15 protein-coding genes are annotated in these 15,705 nt (G+C 39.1%); 10 read left to right on the plus strand and 5 right to left on the minus strand.

Annotated features, from left to right (window positions below):
• Positions 1-30 precede the first annotated feature (30 nt).
• The 3 genes from eda (at position 31) to BW142_RS03755 (ending at position 2,995) form a co-directional block, all read left to right on the plus strand.
• Positions 31-651 carry a bifunctional 4-hydroxy-2-oxoglutarate aldolase/2-dehydro-3-deoxy-phosphogluconate aldolase gene (gene eda, locus BW142_RS03745; RefSeq protein WP_076923934.1) on the plus strand — a complete coding sequence of 207 codons (621 nt, stop codon included), beginning with the start codon at positions 31-33 and terminating at the stop codon, positions 649-651.
• A gap of 9 nt (positions 652-660) precedes the next feature.
• The gene (gene gap / locus BW142_RS03750; protein WP_076923935.1) at positions 661-1,665 is read left to right on the plus strand and encodes a type I glyceraldehyde-3-phosphate dehydrogenase; all 1,005 of its coding nucleotides are present in this window, start codon (positions 661-663) and stop codon (positions 1,663-1,665) included.
• Between the two features lie 205 nt (positions 1,666-1,870).
• A complete protein-coding gene (locus BW142_RS03755) occupies positions 1,871-2,995 on the plus strand; it encodes a sterol desaturase family protein (protein ID WP_076923936.1) in 1,125 nt (374 codons plus the stop codon).
• 93 nt (positions 2,996-3,088) lie between these two features.
• On the opposite strand, the gene BW142_RS03760 is transcribed toward BW142_RS03755, so the two are convergent.
• The 4 genes from BW142_RS03760 to BW142_RS03775 form a co-directional block, all read right to left on the minus strand.
• Positions 3,089-4,378: a leucine-rich repeat-containing protein kinase family protein gene (locus BW142_RS03760; RefSeq protein WP_076923937.1), complete on the minus strand. Its 1,290-nt coding sequence runs from the start codon at positions 4,376-4,378 to the stop codon at positions 3,089-3,091.
• Between the two features lie 78 nt (positions 4,379-4,456).
• On the minus strand, positions 4,457-5,170 hold the full coding sequence (locus tag BW142_RS03765; RefSeq protein ID WP_010555049.1) for a YebC/PmpR family DNA-binding transcriptional regulator: 714 nt from the start codon (positions 5,168-5,170) through the stop codon (positions 4,457-4,459).
• 270 nt (positions 5,171-5,440) lie between these two features.
• Positions 5,441-7,519, minus strand: a complete 2,079-nt coding sequence (locus tag BW142_RS03770; RefSeq protein ID WP_076923938.1) for a M13 family metallopeptidase — start codon at positions 7,517-7,519, stop codon at positions 5,441-5,443.
• 235 nt (positions 7,520-7,754) lie between these two features.
• Entirely contained in the window at positions 7,755-9,533 is a 1,779-nt protein-coding gene (locus BW142_RS03775) for an ABC transporter ATP-binding protein/permease (protein ID WP_076923939.1), read from the minus strand.
• 101 nt (positions 9,534-9,634) lie between these two features.
• On the opposite strand from BW142_RS03775, the gene BW142_RS03780 reads away from it, so the two are divergent.
• From BW142_RS03780 to BW142_RS03810, 7 genes are all read left to right on the plus strand, one after another.
• Positions 9,635-10,096, plus strand: a complete 462-nt coding sequence (locus BW142_RS03780; protein WP_076923940.1) for a hypothetical protein — start codon at positions 9,635-9,637, stop codon at positions 10,094-10,096.
• Between the two features lie 108 nt (positions 10,097-10,204).
• Entirely contained in the window at positions 10,205-12,043 is a 1,839-nt protein-coding gene (gene secD / locus BW142_RS03785) for a protein translocase subunit SecD (RefSeq protein ID WP_076923941.1), read from the plus strand.
• Entirely contained in the window at positions 12,036-12,971 is a 936-nt protein-coding gene (gene secF / locus BW142_RS03790; RefSeq protein WP_076923942.1) for a protein translocase subunit SecF, read from the plus strand. The genes secD and secF overlap by 8 nt, the downstream gene beginning before the upstream one ends.
• 180 nt (positions 12,972-13,151) lie before the next feature.
• Positions 13,152-13,628, plus strand: a complete 477-nt coding sequence (locus tag BW142_RS03795) for a GreA/GreB family elongation factor (RefSeq protein ID WP_076923943.1) — start codon at positions 13,152-13,154, stop codon at positions 13,626-13,628.
• Positions 13,629-13,950: 322 nt separating this feature from the next.
• The gene (locus BW142_RS03800; protein WP_010555056.1) at positions 13,951-14,208 is read left to right on the plus strand and encodes a type II toxin-antitoxin system Phd/YefM family antitoxin; all 258 of its coding nucleotides are present in this window, start codon (positions 13,951-13,953) and stop codon (positions 14,206-14,208) included.
• Positions 14,196-14,513 (plus strand): type II toxin-antitoxin system RelE/ParE family toxin, encoded by a 318-nt coding sequence (locus tag BW142_RS03805; protein ID WP_076923944.1) that lies wholly within the window; start codon positions 14,196-14,198, stop codon positions 14,511-14,513. The genes BW142_RS03800 and BW142_RS03805 overlap by 13 nt, the downstream gene beginning before the upstream one ends.
• Positions 14,514-14,711: 198 nt before the next feature.
• Complete coding sequence (locus BW142_RS03810) at positions 14,712-14,921, plus strand: zinc ribbon domain-containing protein (RefSeq protein ID WP_024600295.1); 210 nt, start codon at positions 14,712-14,714, stop codon at positions 14,919-14,921.
• Positions 14,922-15,194: 273 nt separating this feature from the next.
• On the opposite strand, the gene BW142_RS03815 is transcribed toward BW142_RS03810, so the two are convergent.
• On the minus strand, positions 15,195-15,533 hold the full coding sequence (locus BW142_RS03815) for a zinc ribbon domain-containing protein YjdM (protein ID WP_076923945.1): 339 nt from the start codon (positions 15,531-15,533) through the stop codon (positions 15,195-15,197).
• Positions 15,534-15,705 lie beyond the last annotated feature (172 nt).

A 15,705-nucleotide genomic window follows, 5' to 3' on the forward strand; every position in this document is an offset into this window, starting at 1 on the left:
TTAGCCATACTGGGTAATGAGGAACAAGTAATGAGTATTGAAAAAATCTTAGCATCGGCACCCGTAGTGCCAGTGGTTGTAATCGAAAAATTAGAAGATGCAGCACCACTTGCAAGAGCGTTATATAACGGTGGCTTAAAAGCCTTAGAAATAACACTACGTACACCTATTGCTGCAGAAGCTGTAAAGCTGATGAAAGCAGAAGTACCTAAAGCCTATGTAGGTACTGGTACGGTAGTAGATAAAGCAAGCTTTGATCTTTCGGTTGCCGCAGGTGCAGATTTTATGGTGAGTCCAGGTGTTAGCGATGAGCTTATTGCTTTGGCTAAAACATCAGATATACCATTTTTACCAGGCGCTGCAACTGCAAGTGAAGTTATGCAACTTGCGTCGCATGGTTTTAAGTATTTAAAATTCTTCCCTGCAGAAGCTGCAGGCGGAACATCAATGCTTAAATCAATCGGTGGCCCATTACCACATATTACTTTTTGCCCAACTGGCGGCATTAGCCTAGCAACTGCACCGAACTATTTAGCGCTTAACAATGTTATTTGTGTTGGTGGTACGTGGATGCTAGATAAACAACTAATTGAAAATAAAGACTGGCAAGCAATTGAAGCGCTTGCTCGCCAAGCAAGTGAACTTAAATAGGAGTCTAAAATGATTAATGTAGCAATTAACGGTTACGGCCGTATCGGTAGAAATGTTTTACGTGCACTTTATGAGTCAGCTCAAAACAGCGAAATTAAAATTGTAGCAATTAACGATTTAGCACCTGCTAACGTTAATGCACATTTAACGCAGTATGACTCAGTTCATGGTCAATTTTCTAAAAAAGTAACACTTGAAAATAACACTATGCTAATCGATGACGACGTAATTACGTTAACGCAAGAACGCGACCCTGCAAATTTACCGTGGAAAGCACTAAACGTAGATATCGTTTTAGAATGTACTGGTTTTTTCACTAAACGTGATGACGCTGCTAAGCACATTACAGCGGGCGCTAAAAAAGTAATCGTTTCTGCTCCAGGTAAAGATATGGATGCAACAGTGGTTCATGGTGTAAACAGCGATGTAATTAACGCTGATAGCCAAATTATTTCAAATGCATCGTGTACTACTAACTGTTTAGCACCACTTGCAAAAGCAATTAATGACACAGTAGGTATTGAAAAAGGTAGTATGACAACGATTCATTCTTATACGAATGATCAAAACCTATCTGACGTATACCACCCAGACCTATACCGTGCTCGTAGTGCAACTCAATCTATGATCCCAACTAAAACAGGTGCTGCGGCAGCTGTTGGTTTAGTATTACCAGAACTTGCTGGTAAATTAGACGGTATGTCGGTACGTGTACCGACAATCAACGTATCTTTAGTTGATTTTACGTTTATTACTAAGCGCGATACGACTGCAGAAGAAATCAATGCAATCATGAAAGAAGCGTCAACGGGTTCAATGAAAGATATTTTACAATACAACGAGCTTCCGCTTGTTTCTATCGACTTTAACCATAACCCAGCGTCATCTATCTTTGATGCAACGCAAACTAAAGCCGATGGTAATCTAGTTAAAGTAATGGCTTGGTACGACAACGAATGGGGTTTCTCAAACCGCATGCTAGACCAAGTTAAAGCACTAGGTCAGTACTTATAATTGACCTCGTAAAAGTTTAGCTTTATCCAACCAAGCCACGCATTGCGTGGCTTTTTTGCGTTTGGTTTATCTGTATATTTGCAACTCAGACTATGGAGTGAACTATTTGTATTTTTTATACCCTAAATTTTGTTAATATGTGGGTGTGTAAATCAATGGAATTTCGTTGTATTTAATCAACTCAACGAAGCAAGGGATAATAAAAATGATCAGAGCTTTATCACGAAAGGTATTTCGCACAAACCACCTTCAGATAGGTGAGGGCAACATAAGTGGCTACATAGCCTGTTTTTTAGCAATACTGAGTTGTTTAGGCGTATTAGCTTTTCACTTTCCCGAATACTTAACCACACCAGAACTGAGAAAAAGCTACGACGTTAGTTTTTTGCGCCAGCTTATGTTTGCAGCATTGCTAATATCCGGCAGTTTAGGACTACTTAACTTTGTACGTAATACCAATAAGCGCTTAGGAGCTACAGCGTGGTTTTTTATTATATTGGCTATTATGTTTGGCGGACCAAACGTTGAGGTAAACGAGTTTGCCAGCGACACACCTTACATAGGGCTCGATTGGTTTATTTTAGATTTACTCGGCTCAACACTCATATTTATTGTTATTGAAAAGCTGCTACCGCATCGGAAAGAGCAAAAAATATTGCGTAGTGAGTGGCGAGGTGATTTAAACCACTTTTTTGTAAATCATTTAATTATTGGTTTTGTATTACTTGTTACTAACCATTTTGTACATTATGGTTTTGGTTGGGCTGTATCATCTACAGTACAAGGTTATATAGAGCAAACATCCTTTGTAGTGCAGTTGTTTTTAATAATACTTGTGGCCGATTTAATGCAGTATTGGGTGCATCGTGCTTATCACGAAATTCCTTTGTTATGGCGTTTTCATGGCGTACATCACAGCGCTAAAGAAATGGATTGGTTAGCGGGCTCTCGCCAACATATTCTTGAAATACTGGTTACTCGCAGCTTAGTGCTCACGCCCATATTTGTACTTGGATTTTCACAGCAAATAATTAGTTTATACGTAATAATTGTGGGTTTGCAGGCTGTGTTTAATCATGCAAATGTACGTGTTAGATTTGGTTGGCTAAAATATTTTATGGTTACACCGCAGTTTCACCATTGGCATCATGCGTCAGATAAAGCCGCGATTGACCGTAATTACGCTGCGCATTTTTCGTTTTTAGATTATGCGTTTGGTACAGCTGTTAAAGGCCAAAAAGAGTGGCCAGAAGCATATGGTGTAGTCGGGGATTACATGCCGATAGGTATGCTAAAACAACAGGTTTATCCGTTTAAGCGCACTAAATAAATTCGAATGATCGAATAAATACACAATACAAACTAACAGGGAACAACGTGTTACACGTTGCACCCTTTTAGAATTTATTTAATTAATACTGAGTTATATATTTAGCTCTTCTAATAACTCAATAAATGTAGGCCTTTGATTTAATATAGGTTGCATAGCACGTTTTGCCATATCGGACATTTTAAAAAATAGCTCGCTTTGTCTATCATCGCCGGTTACCGTGCTTAATAAGTCTTCAATTAAACAGCCCAAAGCGCTTACTTCTATCAACTCTAGTTGCTTTTGCTGATACTCACTTAGCATTGTTAAATTAGTTGCAGCACCAAAGTCACCAAACAGAACGTTATGGTTTTGGTTAACCATAGTGTTATGCGCATAAATGTCACCATGGCTCACTTTATTAGTATGCAAGTGATGCAGTGTGCTTACCATTTGCTGTGCAATTTTTAAAATAGCTTCAGTTGAGTAATGGCAATCATTATTAAAGGTATCACGCGTACAGGTTTCAAGGCTTGGAGGCAGGCCTAAATTAGCAAAGCTTTTATCTATTAGCTCCATCACTAAACCTAACTGATCACTTTGTTCTATGTAGGCAAGTACTTTAATTAAATTAGCGTGATCGCCTGCTTGTAAGCAGCAATTTACTTCATCAAGCGGGTAGCCGTCGCTGGTAATTGCACCTTTAAATAATTTAATCGCTACAGCGCTGTCAGCAGCTTGTGCTAAATGAATAACGCCCGATGCACCTTGGCCAATAACATGACTAAGTGTGTAATCGTTGAGAGGTTTATTTTCTAAGCTGCATTTTGTAAGGCACTGAGCTTTATTAAAATCGTTACCGGCAAACGCAAGCCAAGCAAGTTTAGGTAATTCAAACAGCCAGTCGTCTACGTGTGTTAAGTTATTAGCAGAGAGCCTAACAAGCTCGAGGTTTTTACACTGCGCCATGCTACTTGGTAGTTGCTTAAGTTTATTGCCCGCAAGCGCGAGCTTTTTGAGCTGTGTAAATTGGCCAAAACTTTGTGGTAGCTCAGTAATATTATTGTCGGTGAGTATGAGCCATTCAATATTTTTTGGTAAACAATAATCACTAAACTCAGATATTTTACAGCCTTTAAATGCAACCATTATCAGAGCAGGGCATTTAGCTAAAACCGCAGGAATATGCTTAAACTGATTAAACGATAAAAATACACGCTTAAGACGTGTTAAACAGGCAAATTTATCAGGTAGTGTTGATAAATTATTATTTGATAAATCGAGTACTTCAAGCGTGTCAGCTAAGCTAAAAATTTCTTCAGGGAATGTGTTTAGCTCTTCTACTAATTGCAGGCGAGTAGCACCAACAAGTTTGCCACTTTTAAGCTCCGTAAGATTATTCATATATTTATACCACGTTCTAAAAATGAAAAAGCCAACATAGCTGTTGGCTTAAAGTCGTTCTAACTTAGTTAACTAATTTTAGAATTGCGCGTTATGGTAAACGTTTTGTACGTCGTCGCAATCTTCTAGCATGGCTAAAAAGCGTTCCATAACTTCTACGTCTTCGCCTTCAATAGGTGTTTCAATTTGTGGCACAAAGCTAATTAGGTCTTCGTCAAATTCAGTCACGCCCATTTCTTCAAGCGCTGTACGTGTGTTGTTGTACTCTGTGTGAGGAGCAAAAACAGTGACTTTACCGTCATCAACTTCTACGTCAGTTACATCAACATCAGCCATCATTAGTGCTTCAAGTACTGCTTCGTCGTCATCACCGTCAAATACAAAAATAGCAAGGTGATCAAATAAATGTGAAACAGAGTTTTGAGCGCCAATTTTAGCATTTGCTTTAGTAAAACAAACACGTACATCAGCAAAGGTACGTTTGTTGTTATCTGTTAAACAATCAACAATAATCATACAGTTACCTGGGCCGTAACCTTCGTAACGTGTTGCTGAGTAGTCTTCGCCGCCGCCGCCTTTTGCTTTGTCTATTGCGCGGTCAATAACGTGTGCTGGTACTTGGTCTTTTTTAGCGCGTTCAATCAAACGACGTAATGATAAGTTACCATCTGGATCTACACCACCGTTTTTAGCGCAAATATAAATTTCTTTGCCGTACTTAGAATAAACTTTAGTTTTAGCACCCGCAGTCTTAGCCATTGAATCTTTTTTGTTTTGGTAAGCTCTTCCCATCTGCGTTTCGCCTTAATATATGTAAATAATAGAATAAAATTATAGTGCGTATTCTAAAGGTAAATGCATTCAAGGGCTAGTAAGTATTAAAGTAGATTAAAACTGTCGCGTTTAAAAGCCATCTAAAGTGCATTTTATTAAGGGATTGTAGGGGGACTTAAAGATGGTTTTCAGAGCAAATAAAACCCAATAAAAAGGCAACTCATTTAATGAGTTGCCTACATTGAGTAATAAAATTAAACAAGGCAAACTAATAGCCTCATATATTACTTACCAAATACGTACACGTTCATCTTCAGGAAGGTATAACTCATCGCCTGGTTTTACATCAAACGCTTTGTACCATGCATCGTGGTTACGCGGCGCTTGTGCTCTAAAGCGACCTGGGGCATGTGTGCCACCACGCAGTTGGTTAAGCATGCTTTGCTCAGTACGTTTTTCTTTCCATACTTGTGCCCACGCAAGGAAGAAACGTTGATCGCCAGTAACACCGTCAATAACAGGTGCTTCTTTGCCGTTTAAACTTAGCTTGTAAGCGTGGTAAGCCATTGATAAACCACCCACATCACCAATATTTTCGCCAAGGCTGTTGCGACCATTAACAAAATTACCTTCAATTGGCTCGTATTTACTGTACTGCGCAGCCAATTGATCGGCTTTTTTGTCAAATGCAGCACGGTCAGCATCAGTCCACCAATTACGTTGCACACCGTTTTCGTCTGATTTTGAACCTTGATCGTCAAATCCATGACCCATTTCGTGACCAATTACAGCGCCAATACCGCCATAGTTTACTGCCGGATCGGCATTTGGATCGAAAAACGGCGGTTGTAGTATCGCAGCCGGAAATACAATTTCATTAAACGAGCTATTGTAGTAAGCGTTTACGCGTTGTGGCGTCATGCCCCAGCGGTTACGGTCTGTTTTTTGTAGCTCTTTTTCAACACTTTCTGCGTGGAAAAATTCACGCATGTTTTTCACATTACCAATCAAATCATTTTTAGTAATGCTTAAACCTTCATAAGACTGCCATACATCGGGGTAACCAATTTTCGGTACAAAGGCAGCCAGTTTAGCGCGCGCATTTACTTTAGTTGCATCGCCCATCCACTCTAGGTTATCAATACGTTCACCAAGGGCTGTACGAAGGTTTTCAACCAGCTCAGACATTTGCTGTTTTGATGACTCAGGGAAGTAACGTGCTACGTATATTTTACCAATTGCAAAACCAAGCGAATTTGTGCCCGACATTTGACTTATTGCGCGTTTCCAACGAGGTCGAGGTTCTTGCTGTCCGTTTAGTTCTTTACCAAAAAAAGCAAAGTTAGTATTAAATACTTCCTCTGATAGCAAACCTGCGTTACCGCTAATAGCGTGATACGTTAAGTAGTCTTTCCATACTGCAATATCTTCTTGATTGATTAGCTCAATCATCGCTTTTATTGGCTCAGGCTGAGACACATTTAACTGAGGTACTTTATAGCCTGTTTGCGCAAAGTATAAATCCCAATTAAAACCTGAGTAAGCCGTGCTTAAATCGGTGCGTTCAATTTGATTTAAGGTTAAATCGCGATTACGACGTTTTTCACGCGGCCAATGACCTTGTGCTATTTTAGTTTCAAGTTCAAGAATAGCTTGAGCGCGCTCAGCGGTATTTTCAGTGCCTGTAAATTCAAGCATATCGGCAATGTGAGCAACATAAGCTGTACGGGTTTTAACAAAGCGCTCAGCGTCTTCAAGGTAGTAAGAGCGATCGGGTAAGCCTAAACCACCAGCACCGAGGGACATTTCATATTTGTTAGGGTCTAAGCGGTTAAACCACATGCCGCCACCAAAAGGGGCTTTATTACCGGTTAACCAAGACTTTCCAAACATTTCAGCTAAATCGTCAGTTGACGCTATATCACTAATTTCACTTAATAATGGCTTGATTGGCGCTACACCTAGCTTATTAAGCGTTTCGGTATCCATATACGCATTGTAAAAATCAGCAACGAGTTTTTCTTCTGCGTTTAAATCTTTACGCGCCGCTATTTCTTCAATAATAGCTTTAACATCGTCTTCGCTGCGCTCAGCTAATCCTGAAAATGCACCGTAGCGGGTTTTATCTGCAGGCATTACGTAGTTGTCATACCAGGTGCCGCTGGCATACATAAAAAAGTCATCGCCTGGTTTAACGGCTTTGTTACGCGCTGTTAAATCAACGCCAAAACTACCTAACTCTGCTTTTTTTGTCACTGCTGTAGTGGCTATTTTAGGTTGTTGCTCGTCTGTTTTTGTTGTTTGCGGCTCTGAACAACCGGTAATAAATGTGGCAACTAAAGCTGCTGCAATTAAACTCTTTTTCATTATGTTCCCCTGAGGAGCTTTTTGATTCAAATAGAAGTGAATCATTTATTGTTACGAATATTTAACTTATCGATTGTTATTGATATTAATCATACAAACAAACCTTTTGAGGTGAATCACCACAGTGCTCGATAAAACTAATATAGAAGAAAAGAGAAAGGTCGATAGGCGCTATAAAAGCTTTATTTAGCTCGAATACTTGAAAGTATCCGAGCTAAGAGGGGTTACACACTATTTATTTTTTATGCTGAAGCTCCCACATACGGGCATATTCTCCGGCGAGTGTAAGTAACTCATCGTGCTTACCTTGCTCAATAATTTGTCCGGCTTTGAGCACAATAATGGTGTCTGCATCGGTAATAGTAGAAAGGCGATGAGCAATAACAATACTCGTATGGTTACTGGCAACTTCACGCATTGCTGCGAGTATTGCTTGCTCAGAATGAGAATCGAGTGCAGAAGTTGCTTCATCAAAAATTAAAATAGGGGACTTTTTCAAAATAGCGCGTGCAATGGCAATACGCTGTTTTTCGCCACCGGATACTTTTAAACCGCGCTCGCCAACCAGTGTTTTATCGCCTTTATCAAGTGTTGCTATAAAGTCTTTTAAATGCGCCATAGCAATGGCTTCGTCAATTTCTGCATCACTTGCTGATGGTCTGCCGTAAGCGATATTCTCACGAATAGTAGTGTTAAACAGCACAGTATCTTGTGGGACTATTGCAATGGCTTTTCGTAAACTATTAAGTGTTACTGAGTTTATTGCTTGATTATCAATACTAATTTCACCAGCGCTTACATCATAAAAACGATAAAGCAGTCTCGCTAATGAACTTTTACCTGCACCACTGGCACCAACAATGGCTACTTTGCTGCCAGCTTTAACACAAAAGTTAAGGCTATTAAGAATAGGGCGATGCGCATCGTAACTAAAACTTACATTGTTAAATGTTATTTCACCTTGGCTAACATTTAGCTCTTTTGCATTAAGTGCATCGGTTATTTGTGGTTTTTTGTTAAGTAGCCCAAGCATGTTTTCAAGGTCGGTTAGCGCGCGTCTTATTTCGCGGTACACAAAGCCTAAAAAGTTAAGCGGTAAAAATAGCTGAATCATATATGCGTTAATCATCACAAGTTCACCAATAGAGAGTGTACCTGAAACTACTTCTGTTGAGCCCAACCACATTAAGGCAGTAATAGCACAAGCAATAATAAGTGCTTGGCCTGAGTTGAGTGCGAGCAACGACATTCTATTTTTTAAACGGGCTTTTTCCCAGTTTGCTAAAAAGGTGTCGTACGTTTTTGCTTCAAACTGCTCATTATTAAAATACTTTACAGTTTCATAATTAAGTAGGCTGTCTATGGCGCGGGTATTACTTTGATTGTCGGCAGCATTTGCTTCTCTAATAAATCGGTTTCTCCACTGGGTAACCACTACAGTAAAGGTAATATAAATAGCGACTGCCAGTAATGTAATAAGCGCAAACCAAACAGAAAACAACGTGCCAAAAATAATCGCAACAGTCAGTATTTCGAACAAAGTAGGCACAATGTTAAACATTAAAAAACGCATTAAAAAACTTAAGCCGCTAGTACCGCGCTCTATATCACGGGTAATGCCACCGGTTTGCCTATCTAAATGAAAAGCCAGTTCAAGCGAGTGTAAATGCTTAAATACTTTTAAACCAATATCACGCATGGCGTGCTCGGTTACGCGAGAAAATACAGCATCTCTTATTTCACCTAAAAATACGCTAGCAAAACGCAGTGCACCGTACATCAATAACAATAAAGCGGGAATAACTATCAGTGGGTTAATCGACTTATCTACAGAGTCTATTATTTCTTTAAGCGCCCAAGGCATTAAAAGCGTGGCACCTTTTGCGCCTATAAGCGCCATAAGTGCAATAAAAACACGGCCTTTAAATTTTGTAAGGTAGGGGCAAAGCGTTTTTACACTTTGGCGTAGGTTCATGGCGTCTGGTCGTTTTTCACTGCTTTGTCTGGGGCGCATTAGTGATCTCTGTTAAAACTAAATACTTAATTAATAAGCATTGTATTTTAAATGCTTGCCCTTATATACTACGCATCCCTTATTTTAGTTTTAAAACGTGAATGTTTAAATTTAGAGTGTTATTAACTGCCTTTTTGCTACTTGCTGCACTTTTTAGTGTGCAGAGCAATGCTATGGGCGCCTCACAAAATTTAAATATCAATATTAGTACGCAGGTTTCGCTTACTGATATTGGCGATTTAACTAAAATACAGCCTATTAGTAAGTCTGTAGATATTACGCAGCATAAAAAAACGCATCAAACCGATTTTGACGCGCACCAACCAAGGTTAACTGCCAATAATTCATCATTGTTTTTGCACACTGTTCAAAGTGAACCAGAATACGATGTGGTTTTTGAATTTTTCGCTCAAAACCTTGTTAGGCATATATTCTTACGACCAAGAGCCGTTAATCCTATACAGCCTTGGTATACGCTTGTAACTAATAGTAAAAAGTCGCGCTTGAGTGGCTGGAAAGACGTTAACTTACTCTACAGAGCTGTAACTACCTACCACGCTTAATTTTCCTTATTTAATTTTATTAGGTTTTAACTTTTAAAGTTTTAGCCTGCAGATTAATTGTGCTTTTAAAAAGTACGTTGCTAGCTTTGCTGGCAATAAGGATTAAAGATGTTAAGTTTTAAAAAAGATAAAAAGCCGTCTACGGCTAAATTTAAATTAAGCTATATCGCCATGCTAATAGTACTGGTTTTATTAGCTATCAGCGCATTACCAAACCTATATCCAAATAAATCGTGGTTGCACATAAGTGCTGCTGCGCACAGCGAAACGCAATCTTTACCAAGCACTAAAACCCTAGTTACTTTTTTAAATAACCAAGGGCTTGAGGTTGAGCAGGGCTTAGATAAGCAATCAACTATTAATGTACTTTTAAACGAGCCAACTAAAAGCGCACAGGCGCAAGCGGCTATAAAAGCGCAATACCCAAACACGCAAGTTAAAGTTGTTGAGCATGCAACAAGCCCTACATGGTTACAAAATTTTGGTTTATCACCAATAAAGCTGGGCCTTGATTTAAATGGCGGTGTGTTATTTGTACTAGACGTAGATTTAGATAAAGCCGTTGATGAGCAATTAGTCAGTGCGTATCAACAAGCTAAATCAATTATTATTAAGCAAAAAGCACATGGTGTAAAAGCGCAGCAAACTCAGCACGGGTTTGAAATAAACGCATTGCCTAATGCAACCGACAAGTTAACCCCCGTTATTGAAGAGCTACAAAGCCGATTTGCTAATTTAGCCGTTGTAACAAGCAATAACGGCAGCGTTAAGGCTGCCAAATTTAGTTATTCGGAGCAAGGCCGCAGCAGCTTTGATAAAGAAGTAATGGGGCAAACACTTACAACCCTTCGTTCGCGTATTGAAGAATTGGGCATTACCGAAGCGGTAACACAGCAACAAGGCAAACATCGCATTCGTATAGAGTTACCGGGCGTGCAAGATCCAAACGAAGCAAAACGTATTATTGGTGCAACTGCATCGCTTGGTTTTTATCAATTAAAAGAAATTGGCGGGCAAACATTTAATATGCAATCGGGCGGGACTATAAAGCTCGATCCTGTGCCAATTTTTACAGGCGATCATATCAATAATGCAAACATAGGCCGCGACGATTGGGGTAAACCACTTGTACAACTAAGCTTAGACAGTCAAGGCGGGGATGCAATGTCGGCGTTTTCAAAAGCCAATATTGGTAAGCCAATGGCGACGGTTTACTCTGAGTATTCTCAAAACGCTAAAGGCGAAGTAGTTAAAAAAAGCGAAGTTATTAACGTAGCCAATATTGCTCAGCATTTAAGTTCGCGTTTTAGTATTACCAATATGAAAAGCCAACAAGCCGCAGCCGATCTGGCATTGTTACTACGCGCAGGCTCGCTTACAGCACCCGTTACAATTGTGCACGAACAAACAATAGGGCCAAGCCTCGGCCAAGAAAACATTAGTAATGGCTTAGCCGCGCTTATGTTAGGCATGGGTATTACGCTTGCATTTATGGCGCTTTGGTATCGTCGTTTAGGCCTTATTGCAAACGTAGCACTTATATTAAATTTAACGTCGCTTGTGGGCTTAATGTCATTATTACCAGGGGTTGTGTTAACGCTTCCGGGTATTGCAGGTCTGGTGCTAACCATAGGTATGGCGGTAGACACTAACGTAATAATATTTGAACGCATTAAAGAAGAACGTCGCCAAGGCCGTGCACCATATCAAGCTATTCAAGAGGGTTATAAACAAGCCGCAAATACAATATTTGATGCCAATATAACCACCATGATAACCGCACTTATCTTATACGGCATAGGCTACGGGCCCGTTAAAGGTTTTGCCATTACACTCGCACTGGGACTTTTAACGTCTGTATTTACAGGTGTGTACGTATCAAAAATATTAAGCCAAACGTTGTATTTAAAAATGGGTAAAAAAGCAGGAGTAAAAGCACATGCTTAATTATTTTTTGAAAGGTGAGGCGGGCACACGTTTACGCTTTATGGGCATGCTTTTAAGCGCCATGTTAGTGCTGCTATCCGTATTTACGCTTACGCAAAAGGGTCTAAATTTTGGCCTAGATTTTACCGGCGGTTATTTAACTGAGTTTACAACCAGCCAAAGTGTTGAGCTAAAAGAGCTTCAATCGTTTATTGCTGAAAATCACAACGGAGAGTTTGAGCTAACCGCGCAAGGTAATAGCCATTTTCAATTAAGAGAAGCGCCAAGTGCATCAACAACAGCTAATAGCCTTGATTGGCAAAGCGCTGTTACACAAAACGATGATATAAACGCACAGGTATTATCGTCAGCCTATATTGGCTCACAAGTGGGCGATGAGTTATTTGATCAGGGTTGTTTAGCCATGTTTGCTGCAATGATTGCAGTAATGATTTACCTTGCAGTGCGTTTTGAATGGCGCTTAGCACTCGGCTCTGTGGTTGCGCTAGTGCACGATTTAATACTTGTACTAGGGTTATTTTCACTATTACAAATTGAATTTAACCTAACCGTACTGGCAAGTTTACTGGCTATTATTGGTTACTCACTTAACGACTCAATAATAGTAGGGGATAGAGTGCGTGAGCTTTTACGTGTTCAATCAAACAATGTACTTAGCCCAGCGACTATTATTAATAATGCGATTAAAAGTACGCTAACACGTACCTTAATAACGTCGGGTACCACACTTGCAACGGTTGCCAGCGTTTGGTTACTTGCAGGCGCACCACTGCAAGGCTTTGCTATTGCATTATTTACCGGCATTGTAGTGGGGACGTTCTCGTCTATTTGTATAGCGGCAACCTTGCCAGAACTATTGGGCTTAAGCGCTAAAAATTACGAAGTTAAAGTAGATGCCCACACGCAAACATTATTAAATATGCCATAAGGTTTTAATAAAGCACAAGCAAAGAGCTGCACCAATCAACGGCTCTTTGCTTGTTTAATGCTTATTTAAACCCCGCTAGTATTCCAACCAAACTTGTGGGGTTTAAAACAATGGTTTTAGGCCTCGCAAAAATGTTAAACTAGCTGCCTTATTTTTACTGCCAGTATTGTATTAATCCCCATGAATAAAACCCACGTTATCGAACACCTTCGTTTTGCGCTAGAAGCGCAGCTTACAACAGCAAAAGTAGCGGCAAAAACCGCGCACGACACAGCCACACATGAAGAAAATATAGCCGAAAATAAATACGATACCCTAGGGCTCGAAGCCGCGTATTTAGCACAAGGCCAAGCCCAGCGCGTAAACGATTGCTATAAAAGCATAGAATTGTTTGAGCCTGCCTTTAACGAAAAACCAACCGACAAAATAGCTATCGGTTCGCTGTTATGTTTAGAAGATGATAACGCAGCGCAAAAATGGTTTTATTTAGGCCCAGCCGCTGGTGGATTAACGGTAAACGTTAAACAGCACGCAATTGCTGTAGTAACACCCGGCGCTCCTATGGGTAAGCAGTTATTAAATAAACAGATTGATGATGAAATTACGTTAACAATTGCAGGTAAAGCCCACGAATACGTGGTGGTAGAGATTTTATAAAGCTTTGGTTTTTGAGTGAACCGTTTGCTGATAGAGCCATATCGACACAATAAACGCTTATTTTTATTCATAAATTAATTGTCGTATGGCATGGCTTCGCCATTTATCTAACCTACAGCTATGCTGTAAGTGCGTAACGTAGTGTGTATTTCAATTTGTACAAAGGCATATAATGAGAAGTACCTAATAGTTTAAAAATGAGCATGGTTGACGTTAGGTGCTCCCTTTTTAATTGATTTTAGTGCTTTACAGCCTCGTTAGTTGTATTTCCCAAGTTGGCCACTCGGTGCTACTATAATGATACATTTGTTTGGGGATTATTATGAGAGTAGAACTAGTAACAACATTGAAGCGTCAAGCAACGAAGATATTATCTGAACTTCATTCCTCTAAAGAACCTGTGTTGATAACTGAACATGGGCAACCATCTGCATACTTAGTAGATGTTGATGATTATGAATTTATGCAAAAGCGTATGCAAATTCTTGAGTCTCTTGCAAAAGGAGAGCAGGCAATAAGTCGTGGTGAAACCATGTCGAATGTTGAAGCTAAAGATAAAATGAATAAATGGCTGAAATAATTTGGACTAATCCAGCTTTGGATGATCTTAACGATATTGCTGAATATATCGCATTAAGCAATTTGCAGTCAGCGAAAAAATTGGTTTCCAAAATATTTGAAAAAGTTGAACGTCTCGAACTCTTTCCTGAATCAGGTAAAAAACCAATTGAGTTAGCTAACCTAAATTATCTTGAACTGGTCATGAATCCTTGTCGTATATTTTACAAAAAAGATAACGATAAAGTATATATTTTGCACGTAATGAGATATGAACGGGACCTACGAAAATTTTTGTTGCTAACGCAATATACAGCTAACAAGTAGATAATCCCTAAGTGAAATTAGTATGACCCCCGTACTAATTATTATAAAAAGCAATTATTAAAAAGCCATTCAAATATCTATCAAAATTCCAACTTAACCAATATAAGAACTAAATATTGGTTTGTTTATTAAAAAAATTGCTACACGTGTTCGTTAAGTGTCTAATATACCGTACATAAATAATATGGAGGTTGAAATATGAGACATAACAATTGGTCTTGCCCTAAGTGTAATAATAACGAATTTGATACCGGTGAAATAAGAGTTTCGGGTGGTTTTTGGTCAAGAATTTTTGATGTTCAAAATAAAAAGTACACTGCTGTGACATGCAGTCGATGTAGTTTTACTGAATTTTATAAAGGCTCATCATCAACACTTGGTAACGTATTTGATTTCTTTACTGGGTAATCAAAGCTTAAAAAGCACTTTAACTGAAATGTAAACTGTTTAGTTCAAGAGATACCTCCTCATTAAGGTGAGGAGGTTAAAAGCTTAAACATACCTAGGCGATAATTTGCCTTATTAAATGGATGGTGGACCTTTAGATATACACCAACTAATAGCAGTTAAACAAAATCAATTACACGCACTAATAATAAGCTTCAATGACAGAGCATAAGGCTTGGATGAATTTATTTTTATGATTTTTCATCTAACATCCTATATTTTAAATATCCAATTTTAGGTAGCTTTTTTCACAAACTTCGCTGTTACCATCATTTCGCCAATACCATCTACTTTACAATCAAGTTCGTGATCTTTTTTATCAAGCACTCTTCTAACGACCGCTTTGGTGCCAATTTTAATGACTTGCGAGCTGCCTTTAATTTTTAAATCTTTGGCTACTGTCACTTTGTCGCCATCATTTAGCAAAGTGCCGTTGGCATCTTTAACTAAAATGGCGGCTTCATCGTTTGTATTATTTGGGTTCCACTCATAGGCGCACTCGGGGCAAATAAGCAGTTGTTGGTCTTGGTAAACATATTCACATTGGCATTTTGGGCAAGCAGGCAGCGACATTTTTAACTCTCTTAAGGTATTGTTTTGGGTATTTTAATCGGCATTAGTTGGAAAATATAGTTAATCAATATTTTTCATCTTCACGCTAAAAATATCTCATTTGTGCGTTTTAAAAAAAGGGCATATAAAGCACATGTCGCTTAAGCAATTTAAGCGCTAACTCGTACAGTAG

It is taken from the genome of Pseudoalteromonas sp. EB27 (genome assembly GCF_001974875.1).
GTDB lineage: Bacteria > Pseudomonadota > Gammaproteobacteria > Enterobacterales > Alteromonadaceae > Pseudoalteromonas.

Excerpts from the sequence above, each read along its gene's own strand:
- eda (WP_076923934.1), top strand. The coding sequence starts at position 31 with ATGAGTATTGAAAAAATCTTAGCATCGGCACCCGTAGTGCCAGTGGTT.
- gap (WP_076923935.1), top strand. The coding sequence starts at position 661 with ATGATTAATGTAGCAATTAACGGTTACGGCCGTATCGGTAGAAATGTT.
- BW142_RS03755 (WP_076923936.1), top strand. The coding sequence starts at position 1,871 with ATGATCAGAGCTTTATCACGAAAGGTATTTCGCACAAACCACCTTCAG.
- BW142_RS03760 (WP_076923937.1), bottom strand. The coding sequence starts at position 4,378 with ATGAATAATCTTACGGAGCTTAAAAGTGGCAAACTTGTTGGTGCTACT.
- BW142_RS03765 (WP_010555049.1), bottom strand. The coding sequence starts at position 5,170 with ATGGGAAGAGCTTACCAAAACAAAAAAGATTCAATGGCTAAGACTGCG.
- BW142_RS03770 (WP_076923938.1), bottom strand. The coding sequence starts at position 7,519 with ATGAAAAAGAGTTTAATTGCAGCAGCTTTAGTTGCCACATTTATTACC.
- BW142_RS03775 (WP_076923939.1), bottom strand. The coding sequence starts at position 9,533 with ATGCGCCCCAGACAAAGCAGTGAAAAACGACCAGACGCCATGAACCTA.
- BW142_RS03780 (WP_076923940.1), top strand. The coding sequence starts at position 9,635 with ATGTTTAAATTTAGAGTGTTATTAACTGCCTTTTTGCTACTTGCTGCA.
- secD (WP_076923941.1), top strand. The coding sequence starts at position 10,205 with ATGTTAAGTTTTAAAAAAGATAAAAAGCCGTCTACGGCTAAATTTAAA.
- secF (WP_076923942.1), top strand. The coding sequence starts at position 12,036 with ATGCTTAATTATTTTTTGAAAGGTGAGGCGGGCACACGTTTACGCTTT.
- BW142_RS03795 (WP_076923943.1), top strand. The coding sequence starts at position 13,152 with ATGAATAAAACCCACGTTATCGAACACCTTCGTTTTGCGCTAGAAGCG.
- BW142_RS03800 (WP_010555056.1), top strand. The coding sequence starts at position 13,951 with ATGAGAGTAGAACTAGTAACAACATTGAAGCGTCAAGCAACGAAGATA.
- BW142_RS03805 (WP_076923944.1), top strand. The coding sequence starts at position 14,196 with ATGGCTGAAATAATTTGGACTAATCCAGCTTTGGATGATCTTAACGAT.
- BW142_RS03810 (WP_024600295.1), top strand. The coding sequence starts at position 14,712 with ATGAGACATAACAATTGGTCTTGCCCTAAGTGTAATAATAACGAATTT.
- BW142_RS03815 (WP_076923945.1), bottom strand. The coding sequence starts at position 15,533 with ATGTCGCTGCCTGCTTGCCCAAAATGCCAATGTGAATATGTTTACCAA.